The sequence below is a fragment of the Oerskovia sp. 140933 genome, from assembly GCF_059651515.1.
On the sequence record NZ_JAMXIO010000022.1, the window covers coordinates 1 to 16,036 of the forward strand.

12 protein-coding genes are annotated in these 16,036 nt (G+C 74.6%); 6 read left to right on the forward strand and 6 right to left on the reverse strand.

The window, feature by feature from the left end; genetic code table 11:
- Positions 1 to 64 precede the first annotated feature (64 nt).
- Positions 65 to 1,018, reverse strand: a complete 954-nt coding sequence (locus NHG27_RS12415; protein WP_193721435.1) for an FKBP-type peptidyl-prolyl cis-trans isomerase — start codon at positions 1,016 to 1,018, stop codon at positions 65 to 67.
- Positions 1,019 to 1,277: 259 nt separating this feature from the next.
- On the opposite strand from NHG27_RS12415, the gene NHG27_RS12420 reads away from it, so the two are divergent.
- The 3 genes from NHG27_RS12420 (at position 1,278) to NHG27_RS12430 (ending at position 3,453) form a co-directional block, all read left to right on the forward strand.
- The gene (locus NHG27_RS12420) at positions 1,278 to 1,577 is read left to right on the forward strand and encodes an Rv1322 family protein (RefSeq protein WP_193721436.1); all 300 of its coding nucleotides are present in this window, start codon (positions 1,278 to 1,280) and stop codon (positions 1,575 to 1,577) included.
- 143 nt (positions 1,578 to 1,720) lie between these two features.
- On the forward strand, positions 1,721 to 2,662 hold the full coding sequence (locus NHG27_RS12425) for an alpha/beta hydrolase (RefSeq protein ID WP_497016498.1): 942 nt from the start codon (positions 1,721 to 1,723) through the stop codon (positions 2,660 to 2,662).
- Complete coding sequence (locus NHG27_RS12430) at positions 2,659 to 3,453, forward strand: alpha/beta fold hydrolase (RefSeq protein ID WP_497016499.1); 795 nt, start codon at positions 2,659 to 2,661, stop codon at positions 3,451 to 3,453. Before NHG27_RS12425 ends, NHG27_RS12430 begins: the two co-directional genes overlap by 4 nt.
- An 88-nt stretch (positions 3,454 to 3,541) precedes the next feature.
- Here NHG27_RS12430 and NHG27_RS12435 read toward each other — a convergent pair whose 3' ends face one another.
- Both NHG27_RS12435 and NHG27_RS12440 read right to left on the reverse strand, forming a co-directional pair.
- Positions 3,542 to 4,078: a hypothetical protein gene (locus NHG27_RS12435; protein WP_227748928.1), complete on the reverse strand. Its 537-nt coding sequence runs from the start codon at positions 4,076 to 4,078 to the stop codon at positions 3,542 to 3,544.
- 5 nt (positions 4,079 to 4,083) lie between these two features.
- Complete coding sequence (locus NHG27_RS12440) at positions 4,084 to 5,484, reverse strand: coiled-coil domain-containing protein (protein WP_193721568.1); 1,401 nt, start codon at positions 5,482 to 5,484, stop codon at positions 4,084 to 4,086.
- Positions 5,485 to 5,726: 242 nt separating this feature from the next.
- Here NHG27_RS12440 and NHG27_RS12445 point away from each other — a divergent pair, with 242 nt between their 5' ends.
- The 3 genes from NHG27_RS12445 to NHG27_RS12455 all read left to right on the forward strand — a co-directional run bounded on the left by NHG27_RS12445 (position 5,727) and on the right by NHG27_RS12455 (position 9,005).
- Entirely contained in the window at positions 5,727 to 6,941 is a 1,215-nt protein-coding gene (locus tag NHG27_RS12445; protein WP_497016500.1) for a hypothetical protein, read from the forward strand.
- Positions 6,942 to 6,943: 2 nt separating this feature from the next.
- Positions 6,944 to 7,957: a DUF8094 domain-containing protein gene (locus NHG27_RS12450; protein WP_227748927.1), complete on the forward strand. Its 1,014-nt coding sequence runs from the start codon at positions 6,944 to 6,946 to the stop codon at positions 7,955 to 7,957.
- Between the two features lie 97 nt (positions 7,958 to 8,054).
- On the forward strand, positions 8,055 to 9,005 hold the full coding sequence (locus NHG27_RS12455; protein ID WP_497016501.1) for a co-chaperone YbbN: 951 nt from the start codon (positions 8,055 to 8,057) through the stop codon (positions 9,003 to 9,005).
- Between the two features lie 100 nt (positions 9,006 to 9,105).
- Here the strand turns inward: NHG27_RS12455 and glgB are convergent, their stop codons facing one another.
- The 3 genes from glgB to NHG27_RS12470 form a co-directional block, all read right to left on the reverse strand.
- On the reverse strand, positions 9,106 to 11,397 hold the full coding sequence (glgB, locus tag NHG27_RS12460) for a 1,4-alpha-glucan branching protein GlgB (protein WP_497016502.1): 2,292 nt from the start codon (positions 11,395 to 11,397) through the stop codon (positions 9,106 to 9,108).
- Between the two features lie 115 nt (positions 11,398 to 11,512).
- A complete protein-coding gene (locus NHG27_RS12465) occupies positions 11,513 to 14,341 on the reverse strand; it encodes a glycoside hydrolase family 2 protein (protein ID WP_497016503.1) in 2,829 nt (942 codons plus the stop codon).
- Positions 14,342 to 14,485: 144 nt separating this feature from the next.
- Positions 14,486 to 16,015, reverse strand: coding sequence for a phosphotransferase (locus NHG27_RS12470; protein ID WP_321575530.1), 1,530 nt, complete (start codon positions 16,013 to 16,015; stop codon positions 14,486 to 14,488).
- Positions 16,016 to 16,036 lie beyond the last annotated feature (21 nt).

The window sequence follows — 16,036 nt, forward strand, 5'->3', positions numbered from 1 at the left end:
CCCGGAACGGGAGGTGGCCCTTCGCGCGATGCCCGACCGCGGAGCCGTCAGCGGATCACGGACGTCAGGAGGCGTCGAGGATGTCCACGACGAAGACCAGGGTCTCGTCCTGGAGCTCGTGGCCCTCTGCCGAGCCGTAGGCGAGCGCCGGCGGGATGACGAGCAGCACCTGGCTGCCGACGGTCTGGCCCGCCAGGCCCTGCGTCCACCCCTGGATGACGCCGGTCAGCGGGAAGCTCGCGGGCGTGCCGGAGTCCCACGAGGCCTCGAACTGCTCGCCGTCGAGCGTGTACCCCGCGTAGTGCGCGGTGATCGTGCTGTCGGCGGTCACCTCGGGACCGGACCCCTTGATGAGGGGCTGCACCACGAGCTCGGTCGGCGCGGTGTATCCCTCGGGGATCTCGACGCTCGGCTTGCCCGAGTCGTCGAGCGTGACGACGGGCAGCCCGTCGGCCGGGGTCACGGCCTCGCCCTCGGCGCGCGTCGGGATCTCCTTGGTGGAGACGACCTCGACCAGGTTGATGACCGTCGTGACGCCGTCGGCGTCCTCGATCGGGTTGGCGAGGAGCATGCGCGTGCCGACCTTCTGGCCGATCAGCTCAGGGTTCAGGAGGTCGAACTGCGGGTCGCCCAGGGTGAACGACTGCGGCGAGTCGGTCGCCCACGTCGACTCCCCGGCCTTGGCGGCGTCGGCGCCGTTGTAGGACACGAAGTGCATGGTGACCTGGTTGCCCTCGACGAGCTCCTCACCCGTCCCCTCGTTCACGATCCGCGTCGTGGGAGCCGAGACCTCGAGCCCGGGCTCGAACTCCAGGGTGGCCTCGGCCCCGGCGTCGCCGGTCACGGTGATGGCCTCGACCGCAGCGACGTCCGCAGCCGAAGGAGTCGGGATGCCGGAGCCGGTGGACTCGGAGGGCGACGGGCTGGCGCCGCCGTCGTTGCCGCTGGCGCAGCCGGAGAGGACGAGGGCGGTCCCCAGGGCGATCGCGACCAGGCCGCGAGAGGTACGGAGCTTCACAAGGATCCTTCGGTCGGGGGTTTCCGCGCACGACCGGGAGCGAACACGGACCGAGCACGGGTTGCAGGCCAGGTAACTCTAACGGCACTCTCTGAGAGGCCGCTGGGAGATGCTCCCACGGGTCGTCCGCCAAGGGTCGGCCCGGGCCCGCCCGGGCCCGACCGGGGCCGCCCGGGCGTCGGACGGCTGCTGTGCGGCCCCGCCCCTCTGCCCGGGCGCACCCGGCCCGAGCGCCCTCCGGCCGGGGGACAATGGACGGATGCCGTCGAAACGCCCCTCCCGCCGCAGACCCTGGGGAGCAGAGCCCGCCCCCCTCGACCTGGGGCGCGCCCTCGGTGGCCTGCGCTCGGAGTCCGGTCCCGACGGCGAGTGGTCGGTGCGGACCGTGCGGTCCGGGGACAAGTCCTACGTGTGCCCCGGGTGCCGCCAGACGATCCCGCCCGGCACCAGCCACGTGGTCGCCTGGGCCAAGGACTCGCTGTTCGGCGCGGAGTCCGCGCTCGAGGACCGCCGGCACTGGCACGCGGGCTGCTGGGCGGCCCGCGAGCGCCGGCGCTGACGCTCGCGCGAGACGGGTGCTCCCGCGCGAGACGGGTGCTCCCGGCGCGACGCAGCCACCTGTCTCGTGCCGGACCACCTGTCCGGCGCCCCGTCCGTCGCCGAGCCGTCGTCCGGAGGAGCCGGCGGCTAGGCTCGGTCGTGATGAACGCGCACCGTCCCGACCTCGCGACCGACCGCCCCGACGAGCCCCCTGCACCGTCCGCCCCCGAGCAGCCGGCCACCCCGCAGGCCGAGCCGCCCACGGCCCCGGAGGGCCGACCGGCCGAGCACGGCGCCCCGATCCGCTCGCTCACGGTCCTGCCCGCCCGCCGCGAGGACGTCGAGCTGCACACCGCGGACGGCCTGACCCTCGTGGGCGAGCTCGCGCTCCCCGCGCACGCGACGCCGTCGGGCACGCTGATCACGCTGCATCCGCTGCCCACGCACGGTGGCTACATGGACTCCCACGTCTACCGCAAGGCCGCCTGGCGCCTGCCGGCGCTCGCGGACCTCGCGGTGCTGCGCTTCAACACGCGCGGCACGTCGTCGCCGCGCGGCACGAGCGAGGGGGCGTTCGACGGCGGCGAGGCCGAGCGCTTCGACGTCGCCGCCGCGATCGAGCTCGCCGAGTTCCACGACCTGCCGAACCGGTGGCTCGTGGGCTGGTCGTTCGGGACCGAGCTCGTGCTCAAGCACGGCACGGACCCGGGCATCGAGGGTGCGATCCTGCTGTCGCCGCCCCTGCACCGCGCGACCGACGAGGACCTCGACCGCTGGGCTGCGTTCGGCAAGCCGCTCGTGGTCCTGGTCCCCGAGCTCGACGACTACCTGCGCCCTGACGAGGCGCGCCGCCGGTTCGCGCGCGTGCCCCAGGCCGAGGTCATCGCGGTCGAGGGCGCCAAGCACCTGTGGGTCGGGGAGCCGTCGGTCCGCCGCGTGCTCGACGAGATCGTCGCGCACGTCCTGCCCGGCTTCCCCGTGCCGCTGCCCACGACGTGGGACGCGCAGACCGAGACCGGGACCGACACCGAGGCCTCCGACCAGGCCTCCTACGACGCGAGCCGCACGCACGTCCAGCCATCGACGACGGGACAGGAACCATGACCACGACCGATCGAAGCCTCGCCCTCCACACCCTGCGGCACGGGCACGGGCTGCCCGTGCTGCTCGTGCACGGCTTCCCGTTCGACCACCGCATGTGGCTCGACGTCGCCGCGGCCCTCCCGAGCGGCGTCACGGTCCTCGCGGTCGACCTTCCCGGCGCGGGGCAGAGCCCGCTGGGCGCGGAGCCCGCCTCGATCGAGGCCGCCGCGGACGGCGTGGTCGCCGCCGCACGGGCCGCGGGCGTCGAGCGTGCGGTCGTCGTGGGCATGTCGATGGGCGGCTACGTCGCGCTCGCGGTCGCGGAGCGCCACCCGGGCTTCGCGGTCGCGCTCGGCCTCGTCGACACCAAGTCCACGGCCGACACCGACGAGGCGCGGGCCAACCGCCTGCGCATCGCGGAGGCCGTCACGAGCAGCGCCACGGTGGACCCCGTGCTGGGCATGCCGGGTGCGCTCCTCGGGGCCACGAGCAAGGTCGCGCGCCCTGCGCTCACGGCCCGCCTCGAGGAGTGGATCCGTTCCCAGCGGCCCGACGGCGTCGCGTGGGCCCAGCGTGCCATGGCCGCCCGCCCGGACCGCACCCAGGTCCTGGCCGACTTCGCCGGTCCGGTCACCGTGGTCGTGGGGGAGGAGGACACCCTGACCCCTGTCGAGGCGGCCGAGCACATGGTCGCCGCGGCCCGGGGGACGTCGCTCGTGCTGGTGCAGTCCGCAGGGCACATGAGCGCGGTCGAGGAACCGGCAGCCGTGGCGAACGCGCTCGGCGACCTCTGGGCGACCGCCAAGGGCTGACGCAGCGGCCCCGCCGACGGGTCGCGAGCTCGCACGGTCGACCGTGCGAGCACGCGACCCGTCGGGCCGGAGGGAGCCTGCGGCGCCGTCAGCCGCGCTCGAGGACGAGCGCGAGGGCGTCGGCGAGGGAGATGGACTCGCCGTCGCGGCCGCCCTTGCCGAGCACCAGCGGCGGGTCCGACGCTGTGAGGACCGCACCCCGCAGACGCGCCGAGAGGCCGCCCGGGACGCTCAGGACGTAGAACGATCCGTCGGTGCCGACCGCGAGCGTCCGGTTCTTGCGCAGGTACCAGCCGAGCGTGCGGGTCCGGTACGTCGCGTCGCCCGCGTAGGAGCGTGCCTGGAGCGGTACCGGGGCGATACCCCGGCGCTGGGCCTCCGCGACGAACTCCCGCAGCAGGACCGCGGCCTCGGCGGACTCCAGCGCACGCCGTCGTTCGAGCTCGGCGGCCTGGTGCGCCGCGGCCTCGGTGCGCCGGGCGCGCCAGGCGGCGACGTCGTCGGGCCCGTCGGTCGCCGGAGCCCGAGGACCGGCGGCGCCACCACGGTCGCCGTCCCTCTCCGGACGCGGCGACGGCGACGACCCGGGAGCCGTGCGCCCCGTGCCGTCGCCGTCGGTCGTCATGGTCCTCAGCCCTTGGTGCGGGCCGAGGCCTCGGGCTGCTCGGCGGGACGGTCCTGCCCCTCGCCCTCCGACTCCGCGGCCTCGACCTGCGGGAACTCGGCCGTCATGAGGTTGGCTGCGCGGGCGCGCTGCGCGGGCGTGCCCGCGATCGCGGCCGGGGGAGCGCCCTTGGCCTTGGCGGCCACCGCGTCGCTGTCGCCCAGGAGCCCACGCAGCTCGTCGAGGTACGTGTTGATCGACTCGTGCTGGCGCGTGAGGTCCTCGAGCTGGCGCTGAGCCGCGGCCCGCTGCTGCTCGGCCTCGGCCTTGGCGTCCCCGACCGTCTGCTCGGCGAACTCGCGGGCCTCGGCGACCACGCGGTCCGCGTTGTGCCGGGCGGTCGCGATGACCTCCTTGACGTACTCGTCGGACTCGGTGCGGACCTTCTCGGCCTGCTCGAGCGCCGAGACGACCCGGGCCTCGGCGTCGGACGCGTGCGCCTCGGCCGTCGCGACGAGCTTGTCGGTCTCCTCCTTGGCGACCTGGTGGCGTGCCGCGCTCTCGAGCTCGGCCTCCTCGCGGCGACGGGCGATGTCCAGCTCGGCCTCGGCGAGGGCTGTGCGCGCCTTCTCGCGCAGCTCCTCCATCTCGGTCGTCACGGCGTTCGCGGCCTCCGACGCGGCCCGCTTGGCCTCCGCGACCTGACGCTCCGCCTCGCGGCGCGTCGTCTCGCGCAGCTCGGTGGTCTCGCGCTCGGCGGCCTCGCGCATCGCGGCGGTCTCGGCCGAGACCCGGGCGCGCAGCTCGGCGGTCTCGCGCTCGGTCGCGACGCGCAGCTCGGTGGTCTCGCGCTCGACCTGGGCGCGCAGGGTGCCCAGCTCGCGCTCGAGGCTCGAACGACGCTCGCTCTCCTCGGTGTTCAGCGCGCTCTGGATCCGGGCGGCCTCACGCTCGGCGGAACCCACGAACTCCTCGGCGCGACGCTGCGCACCGACCAGGGTGCTCTCGGTCTCCGCGGCGGCGGTGGACCGGATCTCCTCGGCCTCGCGACGAGCGTTCGACAGCAGCTCGGCGACCTCGTTCTCAGCACGCGAACGGATCTGCCCGCCCGCGACCTTGGCGCGGGACATGATGTCCACGGCCTGGGCGTTGGCCTGGGCCAGGATGTCCGCGGACTGCTCCTCGGCCGACCGCAGGAGCTGCTCGATGCGCGAGCCGAGGCCCGCGTACGACGGACGGTCGGACTCGCGCAGCTGGCGCTGGGCGTCCTGGAGGTCCGACGTGAGCTGAGCGGCCTTGGCGTCTGCCGCCTGCGCGCGCTGTCGGGACTCCTCGAGGTCCTTCTCGAGCTTGGCCAGCTGGCCTTCCACCATGATGCGGTCGTAGCCGCGCATGGTGATGGGGAACAGTGTGCGTTCGTCGGACACGGGTCGACCTTCCGCCTTGGGCTGGTCCACACCAGCATGGGGGTCGGGCGAGGGGTGCCGGCGCGTCACCGGCAGCCCGACCTGTGGATCGTCCACCAGGATACGTGGCCTGGCTGTGTCCTGAATACCCGGAATAGGTACCGTCAGGGTGTCGCGAGGACTTGGTGAAGAGTCTGGGGCGATCGTCGCCATCCGGCGAACTTTCGATCCAGACGTGTGTTCGCCTCTATTGTGGATTGTCCATGACGAAGGGAAACTCGGTGCTTCAACGAATCCTGGCCGCCGGCCTGATCGTGCTCGGCCTGGTGGGGATCGGCACGGGGGTCGCCTCGGCGACGATCTGGCGCGAGAGCGAGACGGTGGTCGCCTCGACCTCCGCCGACGGCTCGTCGCCCCTGGTCCTCTCCGAGCCCGGCGTCCTCGACATGGTCGCCGGTGACGTGACGGTCACGGCCAAGACCCCCGACGACAAGCCCGTCACGCTCGTGATCGGGCGAGAGGTCGACGTCGAGGGATGGGTCGGCGCCGACGCGCACTCGGTCATCACGGGCCTCACCGACTGGGAGACGCTCTCGACGCGGTCCGTCGCGGCGGCACCCGCGGAGGGCGAGACCCCTGCGGAGGGCGAGACCCCTGCGGAGGGCGAGACCCCTGCGGAGGGCGAGGTCCCCGCGGGAGAAGCCACCGTGGAGACGCCCGTCGTCGGCGTGGACCCCGCGGGGTCCGACATGTGGTTCGCCGAGGCCGCGGGCGCCGGCGAGGTCAGCCTGCGCTGGTCCGACCGCCCCGGTCGGTGGAGCCTGCTCGCCGCCGGGACGGGCGAGGACCCCGCCTCGCCCGTGGTCACCCTGACCTGGGCGCGCGAGGTCTCGACACCGTGGCAGTGGCCGGGGATCGCCGGTGGCACGCTGCTCCTGCTCGCCGGGCTCGCGATCGGCGTCGTCTCGTTCGTCGGTGGCAGGAAGAAGAAGGACGGCTCCTCGAAGCCGACCACGAAGCGCACGGGGGGCGGCTCCCGCGGGGCGACGAACGGTGCGCCCGGCACGCCGCCGGCCTCCGACCCGGCGCCCGGCACGGACGCGACCTCTCACCAGCAGGTCGCGGCGCCGGTCGCGACAGCGGGCCTGACCCGTCGTGAGCTGCGGGAGAAGGCCGAGCGGGAACGCATCGAGTCCGAGCTCGCCTCCCAGGAGACCGCACGCTCCCAGCGTCCACGCGCCGCCCGGTGGATGACCGGTCAGATCCCGGTCGTGCCCGGCCGGCAGAAGAACGCGACCGCGGCCCAGCCCGTGGTGCCCGCGCCCACCACCGACCCGCAGGCGGGCGCCGACGGCGGGTCGGCCGCCCGGGCGGACGCCTGGCGCCAGGCCTGGGGATTCGGCCAGACGCAGGCCGCCCCACCCACGTCCGACGACGACCCGTCCCAGACCCCCGACACGACCGGAGGAGACCGATGAGCATGCGAACGACTCGCCGCTCCGCGACCCGCACGGCCGCAGTGGTCGGTGCCGTGGCCGGTGCGCTCCTGCTCGCAGGCTGCACCTCGCCGCTGCCCGCCCCCGACCCCGACCCGACGCCCAGCGAGGCCGTCCCCGCACTGACCACCGACCAGATGGCCGAGGTGCGCACGGCCGTCGGGACCGCGCTCGAGCAGGCCGGTGCGACCAACGACGCCTCCCAGCTCAGCAGCCGCCTCGCCGGCCCGGCGCTCTCGCTCCGCACGAGCCAGCTCGCGGTCGCCGCGGCGCGAGGCGACGGCAGCCTGATCACGCAGCTGCCGACCGACGTCCAGCAGGACATCATCACGACCACGGACACCTGGCCCCGCCAGGCCTACGCCGTGACGGTCCAGCCCGAGGACCTCCAGTCCCCGCGCCTCCTGGCGTACGAGCAGGGCACGGCCCGCGACCCCTACAAGCTGTGGGCATGGGTCCGCCTCTTCCCGAGCGCGACCCTCCCCACGTTCGCGGGCGCTGCGGTCGGCAGCGAGGCCGTCCCCATGGACGACTCGTCCCTCCTCGTGACCCCTGCGGACGCCGTGGCGCAGTACGCGGACGTCCTGACCCTCGGGACGGGCTCGGCCTTCGCCGCGTCGTTCGCGGAGGACCCGCTGCGCGCGTGGGTCGCGAGCAACGCGACCCTGCAGATGACGGAGCTGGCCAAGGCCGAGGGCACCATGACCATGACCTTCACACCGATGCCCGATCAGGCCCGTGCCGTGCGCACGGCCGACGGCGGCGCGATGGTCGTGGCCGGGTTGTCGGCCCTCGAGACGCGCACGGTCGAGGCGGGCGGGACCATCGCACCGGGCTCGGAGACCGAGAAGGCGATCTTCGGCTCCACCCCGGCGACGAACGTGCTCAACGTGGGCTACACGACCATGGTCGCGATGTACATCCCGCCCGCGGGCGCGACCACCGGGATCCAGGTGCTGGGGATGGAGAACGTGGCCACCTCGGTCGCGACCGCCTGACGACCGGGTCCCCCCGGGGCCGGTCGCCGTCCGCACCATCGGCAGCTCCGGTCGCCCGCCGCACGGCGGGCGACCGGATTCTTCATAGGATGTAGCCATGAGCCAACCGAGCCAGCAGCCGAACTTCGACGTGCGCGGCGCCGTCGACCTGTCGTCCCTGAACCGTCCGTCGGCCCCGCCGCCCGGGACCCCCGGTGGAGCGCCGGAGGCCGGCGGCTACGTCGTGGACGTCACCGAGGAGTCGTTCCCGCACCTCGTCCAGGACTCGACGCAGTATCCCGTCGTGGTGCTGCTCTGGATCCCGACGGACCAGGCCAACGCGCAGCTGGGCACGGAGCTCGGCACCATCGCCGACGAGTTCGGCGGGCGCTTCCTCCTGGGGCGCGTGGACGCGCAGACGTACCCGCAGATCGCCGCCGCGTTCCAGGTGGAGAGCGTCCCGACGGTCGTCGCGATCGTCGGCGGCCAGCCGGTCCCGCTCTTCCAGGGCGCCGCCGCGGGCGACCAGATCCGTGCGGTCCTGCAGCAGGTGCTGCAGATCGCGGAGGGCAACGGCGTCACGGGACGTGCGCCCGCCCAGGGGGCCCCGGCCGACAGCGAGGCGCCGGCGGAGCAGGTGGCCCCCGAGCCCGAGCTGCCCCCGTTGCACCAGGAGGCGTACGACGCGATCGAGCGCGACGACTTCGACGCGGCCGTCGCGGCCTACGAGAAGGCCATCAAGCAGGACCCCCGCGACCACCTGGCCACGGCCGGGCTCGCGCAGGTCGGGCTGCTGCGCCGCACGCGTGACCTCGACCTGCAGGCCGCGCGCGAGGCGGCGGCGGCACGGCCCACGGACCTCCAGGCGCAGCTCGACGTCGCGGACCTCGACATCCTCGGCGGCAAGGTCGAGGACGCGTTCGGGCGGCTGCTCGACCTCCTGGCGGGCTCGAGCGCCGAGGACAAGGAGACGCTGCGCCGCCGGCTCGTCGACTACTTCGAGATCCTCGGCCCGGCCGACCCCCGGGTGGGCAAGGCCCGACAGCTCCTGGCGATCAACCTGTACTGACGCCCGCGCACGCTGCACGACCGCGGCCGGTCCCCTCACGAGGTGACCGGCCGCCGTCGTGCACGGGACGTCCCCGTGGGTTCCCCCGGGGACGTCGAGGTCAGACGGGCTCCAGGAAGAGCGCCCCGAGCGGGGGCACGCGCAGCGTCGCGGAGTGCGCGCGCCCCTTCCACGGATGGGGCTCCGACCGGACCTCTCCCAGGTTCCCGACGCCCGAGCCGCCGTAGACCTCGGCGTCGGTGTTGAGGATCTCGCGCCACGCGCCGCCCTGCGGCAGCGCGAGCCGGTAGTCCTCGTGCGGGGTGCCCGCGAAGTTCACGACGACCGCGACCTGGTTCCCCGCGGCGTCCCGGCGCAGGTACGCGACGACGTTGTGGTCGCCGTCCTCGGCGTCGAGCCACTCGAAGCCGGCGGGGTCGTGGTCGAGGGCCCACAGCGCGGGCGTGCGCCGGTAGAGGTCGTTGAGGTCCCGCACCTGGCGCTGGACGCCGGCCCGGCCCGGGTCGGCGAGGCCGGCCCAGTCGAGGCTCGCGGCCTCGTTCCACTCCGTGTGCTGGCCGATCTCGCACCCCATGAACAGCAGCTGCTTGCCCGGGTGGGACCACTGGTAGGCGAGGAAGGACCGGACGCCCGCGCGCTTGCGCCAGTCGTCGCCCGGCATCTTGCCGTAGAGCGACCCCTTGCCGTGCACGACCTCGTCGTGGCTGATGGGCAGGACGAACTGCTCGGAGTAGGCGTAGACCATCGAGAACGTGATCTCGTGGTGGTGGTAGCGCCGGTTGATCGGCTCCTCCGCGACGTAGCGCAGCGAGTCGTTCATCCAGCCCATGTTCCACTTGAGGCCGAACCCCAGGCCGCCCTGGTCGGTGGGGCGTGTCACGCCGGGCCAGGCCGTGGACTCCTCGGCGATCATCATGACGCCGGGCGTGCGCCGGTAGGCCGTCGCGTTGGTCTCCTGGAGGAACGCGATGGCCTCGAGGTTCTCGCGCCCGCCGTGCACGTTGGGGTGCCACTGACCGGGGCCGCGCGAGTAGTCGAGGTAGAGCATCGACGCGACGGCGTCGACGCGCAGGGCGTCGACGTGGAACTCCTCGAACCAGTACGTCGCGTTGGCGACGAGGAAGTTGCGCACCTCGTTGCGGCCGAAGTCGAACACGTACGTCCCCCAGTCGGGCTGCTCGCCGCGCAGGGGGTCGGGGTGCTCGTAGAGCGGGGTCCCGTCGAAGCGCGCGAGGGCCCACTCGTCCTTGGGGAAGTGCGCGGGGACCCAGTCGAGGATCACGCCGATCCCGGCCCGGTGCAGGGTGTCGACGAGGTGCCGGAAGTCGTCGGGGTGCCCGAACCGCGACGTCGGCGCGTAGTAGCTCGTGACCTGGTAGCCCCACGAGCCGCCGTAGGGGTGCTCGGCCACGGGCATGAGCTCGACGTGGGTGAAGCCCGTCTCCAGGACGTACGCGGTGAGCTGCTCCGCGAGCTCGCGGTAGCTCAGCCCCTGGCGCCACGAGCCCAGGTGCACCTCGTAGATGCTCACGGGGCCCGAGTGCGGGTCCCGCCCGGACCGTCCGGCGATCCAGGCGTCGTCGGTCCACTCGTGCCCCGAGGTGACCACGACGCTCGCGTTGGCGGGCGGGACCTGCGTGCCCTTCGCGAGGGGGTCCGCCTTCTGGAGCCAGGCGCCGCCCGCGGTGAGGATCTCGTACTTGTAGAGAGCGCCGGGAGCGACGCCCGGCACGAACAGCTCCCACACGCCCGTGCTGCCCAGGGTGCGCATGGCGTGGGTGCTGCCCTGCCAGTGGTTGAAGTCGCCGATGACGCGCACCGCGCGGGCGTTGGGGGCCCAGACCGCGAACGCGGTGCCGCTCGTCGTCCCGGCCGTCCCGGGCTCGCCGAGCGCGCTCGGGTAGACCTTCGGGTTGGCGCCGAGGACGGTCCACAGCTCCTCGTGGCGGCCCTCGCGGATCAGGTGCTGGTCCATCTCGCCGAGCGTCGGCAGGAAGCGGTACGGGTCGTCGAGGAGGGTCGAGGTCTCGCCGTAGCGAGCGCGGACGCGGTAGTCGGGGGCGTGCAGGACCGGCGCGTCGGCGCCGACGACGGGTTCGTCGACGGCCGCGGGCACGACTGCGCACCAGATCCCGTCCTGCTCGTGCGTCGCGGCGAACTCGCCGTCCAGCGTCACGATCGTGACCTCGTCGGCGAGCGGGCGCAGCACGCGGACCGTGGCGGCGGCGCCGGTCCGTCCCCCGGGGAGGGGCACCGCGGTCAGGTGCGGGCCCAGCACCGCGTGCGGGTCGGCCGCCCGGCCCAGGGCGACGGCCGCGAGCACGGCCGGATCGGCCGGCACCACGGGGAGCGGTGGGTGGGAGCTGCTCGGAGGTGTCGATGACCCGGTCATGGCCCAACCTTTCCACGTCGCGGGAGCGCGTGCGGCCAGCCGCGCCGCACGGTGCCCGCGGCGGGGTGGACGGCTGCGGCGTGCCGGGGTCCGAGGGGACGTCGCGGGGCTCGGTTCATCGCGCGACGGCCTGCGCCGAGGGCCCCGCGACGAGCTGGTTCGCGGTCCGCAGCACCCGGCGCGCGGTCAGCGAGACCGGCGCCTCGGGGCCGAGCGCCGCGGGGACCGACACCGTGAACGTGGCCCGCTCCCCGGGCAGGAGCGTGACGAGCTGGTCGTCCACGGTCGCGCCGGGGTGCACCTTGTCGACCAGCAGCGTCACGTCGCGCACGAGCGTGCGTGCCGTCACGGTGACCTCGTACCGGTGGCCCACGCCGGGTCCGGCGTCCGGGGCGGGCCCACGGATCGACCCTGGCACGGGCTGCGGCACCTCGACGCCCGAGGCGACCTCCCGCACCGCCACGTCCAGCCCGTCGTCGACCAGGGCGCTGTCGCGCGGTTCCGCGAAGAACCACAGCCCGCGCTCGTCGCCCAGGGTCGCGACGACCAGCTCGTCGCGCGTGCTCGCGGCGGACGCGACGTCGTCGGGCAGCAGGAGGGTGCGCGTCTCGCGCGGCGCGAGCCCGACGGCGGTGCCCGCCTCCGCGAGGACCGTCCCGTCGTAGCGCACGCGCCGCTGGACGAGCGTCCCGCTCCACGGGTCCGGCGAGTCGTTGACGACGACCACCGCGAGGGCCGAGGGGCCGTCGGGGAGGGGCGCGCCGCCGTCGGGCCGACGGGGCTGGACCGTGACCAGGCGGTCCCGGTACGCGTGCCGCAGGGCGGACAGCGTGGGCTTGGCGCGGCCCGCGCCGTCGACCGCGGTCCACGACGTGACGGGCCAGCAGTCGTTGAGCTGCCACACGACCGCGCCCGCGCAGCGCGGGCTCCACGAGCGCATGTGCTCGATCCCGACCGTCATGGCGTTCGCCTGGTTGAGCGACATGGCCCAGTGCCAGTCGTCCATGTCGTCGGGCAGCGGGAAGTGGGGGAGCAGCCCGTCGGTCAGCTTGTCGTTGCCCTGCGCGGCCTTCTGGTGCACGAGCATCCCGGGGGACTCGGGCGTGAGCGGGTCGTCGGACAGGGCGTCGCGCAGCGTCGACCACGTGGGTGGGCCCTGCCAGCCGAACTCGGCGACGAAGCGCGCGACGTGGTCGCGGTACACCTCGTAGCCCTTGCGGTTCCAGGCGTCCCAGACGTGCACCGAGCCGTGCGCGTCGAGGTTGGGGTGCAGGTCGAGCGTGCCCGACCACGGGCTGCCGGGCGTGTACGGGCGCCCCGGGTCGAGCTCGGCGAGCAGCGCGGGCAGGAGCTCGGTGTAGTACCCCAGGCCCCAGGTGCGGCCCTGGAGGCGCGGCTGCCAGTCCCAGTCGTGGAAGCCCCACAGGTTCTCGTTGTTGCCGTTCCACAGCACGAGGCTCGGGTGCGGGGCCAGGCGCACCACGTTGTCGCGGACCTCGGCCTCGACCTCACCGCGCAGCGGCTCCTCCTCGGCGTACGTCGAGCACGCGAACAGGAAGTCCTGCCACGTGAGGATGCCGCGCTCGTCGCACAGGTCGTAGAAGTCGTCGGCCTCGTAGATCCCGCCGCCCCAGACGCGCAGCAGGTTGACGTTCGCCTGCTCTGCCTGGGTGATGCGTGCCGCGTACCGCTCGCGCGTCACGCGGTGCGGGAACGCGTCGTCGGGGATCCAGTTGGCGCCGCGCACGAACACGGGCCGCTCGTTGACGACGATCACGAACGACGTGCCGGGCTCGCCGTCGTGCTCGTCGGGGAGCATGTCGAGGCGCACGGTGCGGAAGCCCACGCGGTGGCGCCGCACGTCGAGGGGCCCGACGGCGGGGCGCGCCTCGTGCGCCGGGCTCGCGCCCGACGGCGGCGCGCTCCCGTCGGACGGCTCGGTGGCCCCGGGAGTGGCGAGGAGCTCGACCGCGACCTCGTAGAGCGGCTGCTCGCCGTACCCGCGCGGCCACCACCGGCGCACCACCGGGAGGTCGACGTCGACGACCGTGGACGTCTCCCCGGCCGGGACCCGGGCGGTCGTGACGAGCCCGTCGACGTGGACGGCGACGTGGAGGTCGGCGTGCTGCGGACCGTCGGGACGGTCGTGCCCGGGCGAGCGCTCGACGTCGACGTGCACGGCGAGGCGGCCGGGGACGGGTTGGTCGGCCGGTACCGCGGTGCCGGGGTCGACGACGGTCGCGACGGGCCGCACGGTCGCGAGCCGCGCGCCCGACCACGCCTCGAGCGCGAGCGGCCGCCAGATGCCCGACGTCGCGGTCTCGAGCCCCCAGTCCCACCCGAAGCTGCACGCCATCTTGCGGATCGCGTTAAACGGGTGGGGGTTGGTGTGGGGGCGGTAGCCCATGGCGAGGTTCTGCGCCGCGGCGTACGCGAGCGGTGAGGAGAACCGGACGACGAGCTCGTTGGTGCCGGGGCGCAGGAGCCCGTCGACCGGCAGGCGGTAGGTGCGGTGCTGGTTCGCGGTCTCGGCGAGCACGTGCCCGTTGAGGGTCACGGTCGCGACGGTGTCGAGGCCGTTGGCGACGAGGTCGTGGCGCTCGTGGCCGTCGGGGGCCCACTCGAACGTCGTGCGGTACTCCCAGTCGCAGCGACCGATCCACGCGAGGACGTGCTCGTTGTCGTCGAGGTACGGGTCGGGGACGAGCCCGGCCGCGAGGAGGTCGGTGTGGACGACGCCCGGGACGGTCGCTGGCACCGGGGCGCGCAGGCGGTCCGCGAGGTGGGCGGGGACGGGGCCCGCGACGGCGCGCACGGTCCACCCCGTGTGCAGCTCGCGGCGGGTCGCGGCCGGTCCCGCCGGGGCCGGCCCCGGGACGGTAGGTGATGTCAGCGCTGTCATCGTCGGGGGCACGAGGTCTGCAGAGGCCGGGGCCGAGGTCACGGGGAAGCTCCAGAGAGGTGAGGGGTCGTCGTCGAACCGCGGCACCATCATGCCTGGTGACCGGGCGGTCCCGGCGCGGCCGCCGGCACCGGCACGCCGCGGCGCGGCCCGGCCGGCCCGGCCGGGACGTGCCGCGCGGGAGCCCTACCGCCCGCCCAGCAACCGGTCCACGGCCGTGAGCGGGATGGGCTCCCACGCGGGCCGGTTCCGGGACTCGTACACGACCTCGTACAGCGCCTTGTCGAGGATCAGCGCGCGCAGGATCGCCTCGGTCGTCGCGTCCGAGAGCCCGGCGGTACCGTCGTCCTCGCCGATCGCACGGCGGTACGCCTCGACGAACGCGGTACGCGCCGTCGTCGTCCACCGGGGTGAGCGTGCCCCGCCGACCGCCGCCGCGTAGTCGAGCGAGCGCACGATCCCCGCGACGTCGCGCAACGGCAGGTCCGGGCGCGTGCGCTCGGCCACGGGTCGCAGGGGCTCGCCCTCGAAGTCGAGGACCTTCCACCCGTCCCCGAGCGCGTGCAGGGCCTGGCCCAGGTGCATGTCGCCGTGGATCGCCTGCAGCACGGGCGGCGGCGCGTCCTCGCGGGCCAGGCGGTCGGACACCCCGTCGAGGAACGCCTCGACCTGGTCGGCGCGCCGCCCGAGCGGCAATGAGGACGCGCAGGCCTCACGGGCCCGACGGCGCAGGTCGTCCAGCAGCCAGCCCGCCTCGAGCGGGGGACCGGTGGGAAGGGCCACGCGCAGCGCCCGGTGCATGCTCGCGAGCGTCCGGCCGAGGTCCGCCGCGAGGTCCGCGAACGAGGAGTCCTGGGCCGCGTACGCGCACGCGAGCTCGAACCCGTCGCGGGCGTCCGTCACGAGCTCGCTGAGGATCGCGAGGTGCGCGGTCCGGTCGGGGCCCAGCGCGGGCGCGCCCGACGGCACGTCGAGCGCACCCCACCCGGCCTCGACCCAGCCGAGCGGTCGCGGCACACCGGTCCAGCCCACCCGGGCGAGCGCTGCGGGGACCACGACGTCGGGGTTCGGGCCGATCGCGACGGTCCGCAGGATCTTGAGGATCGAGCCGCCCGCCGTCGCCGGCAGGACCACCGACGAGTTCGACTGCTCGCCACCGACCGGGCGGGCGCCGGACAGGTCCACGAGCAGCGCGCCCGCACCGCCCGGTACGGCACCCGGGTCCCTCGCGCGCTCGAGCGACCCCAGGAGAGCCGCCCACAGGTCGGGGTGCGTGGCGCCGTCGTGCACCGCGAGCGGCGCGTCCGGGCCGCCGCGACCACCCGGGGTGCTCGGCACGAACCCGACGAGGCCCGGCACGGGCGTGCGGGACGTGCCGGACGGGCGCGCCCCGGTCCCTCCCGCGCCGCCCCCGCCCGGGCCCGCGGGGCCGGGGAGGGGACCCGCAGGGGTCAGGACGAGGGGGACCTGGATCACGAGGTCCACCCCCTCGCCCACGATGCGCAGCAGGTGCAGCGTGCACCGGTCCGAGAGCGCGAAGCTCATCCACGGCACGTGGCGCACCACGAGCCCCTTGACCGGGTACCAGCGCTGCGCGGGCAGCCACGCGTCGAGGAGCCCGAGCAGCCGCGCGTCCGGGACCGCGACGCGCTGCGCCGGCCCGAGCGGCCCACGGCCGGCCGCGACGGGCGGGGACGAGACGGTCTTCGGCACCACGTCAGCTCCTTCTGCCGGGCA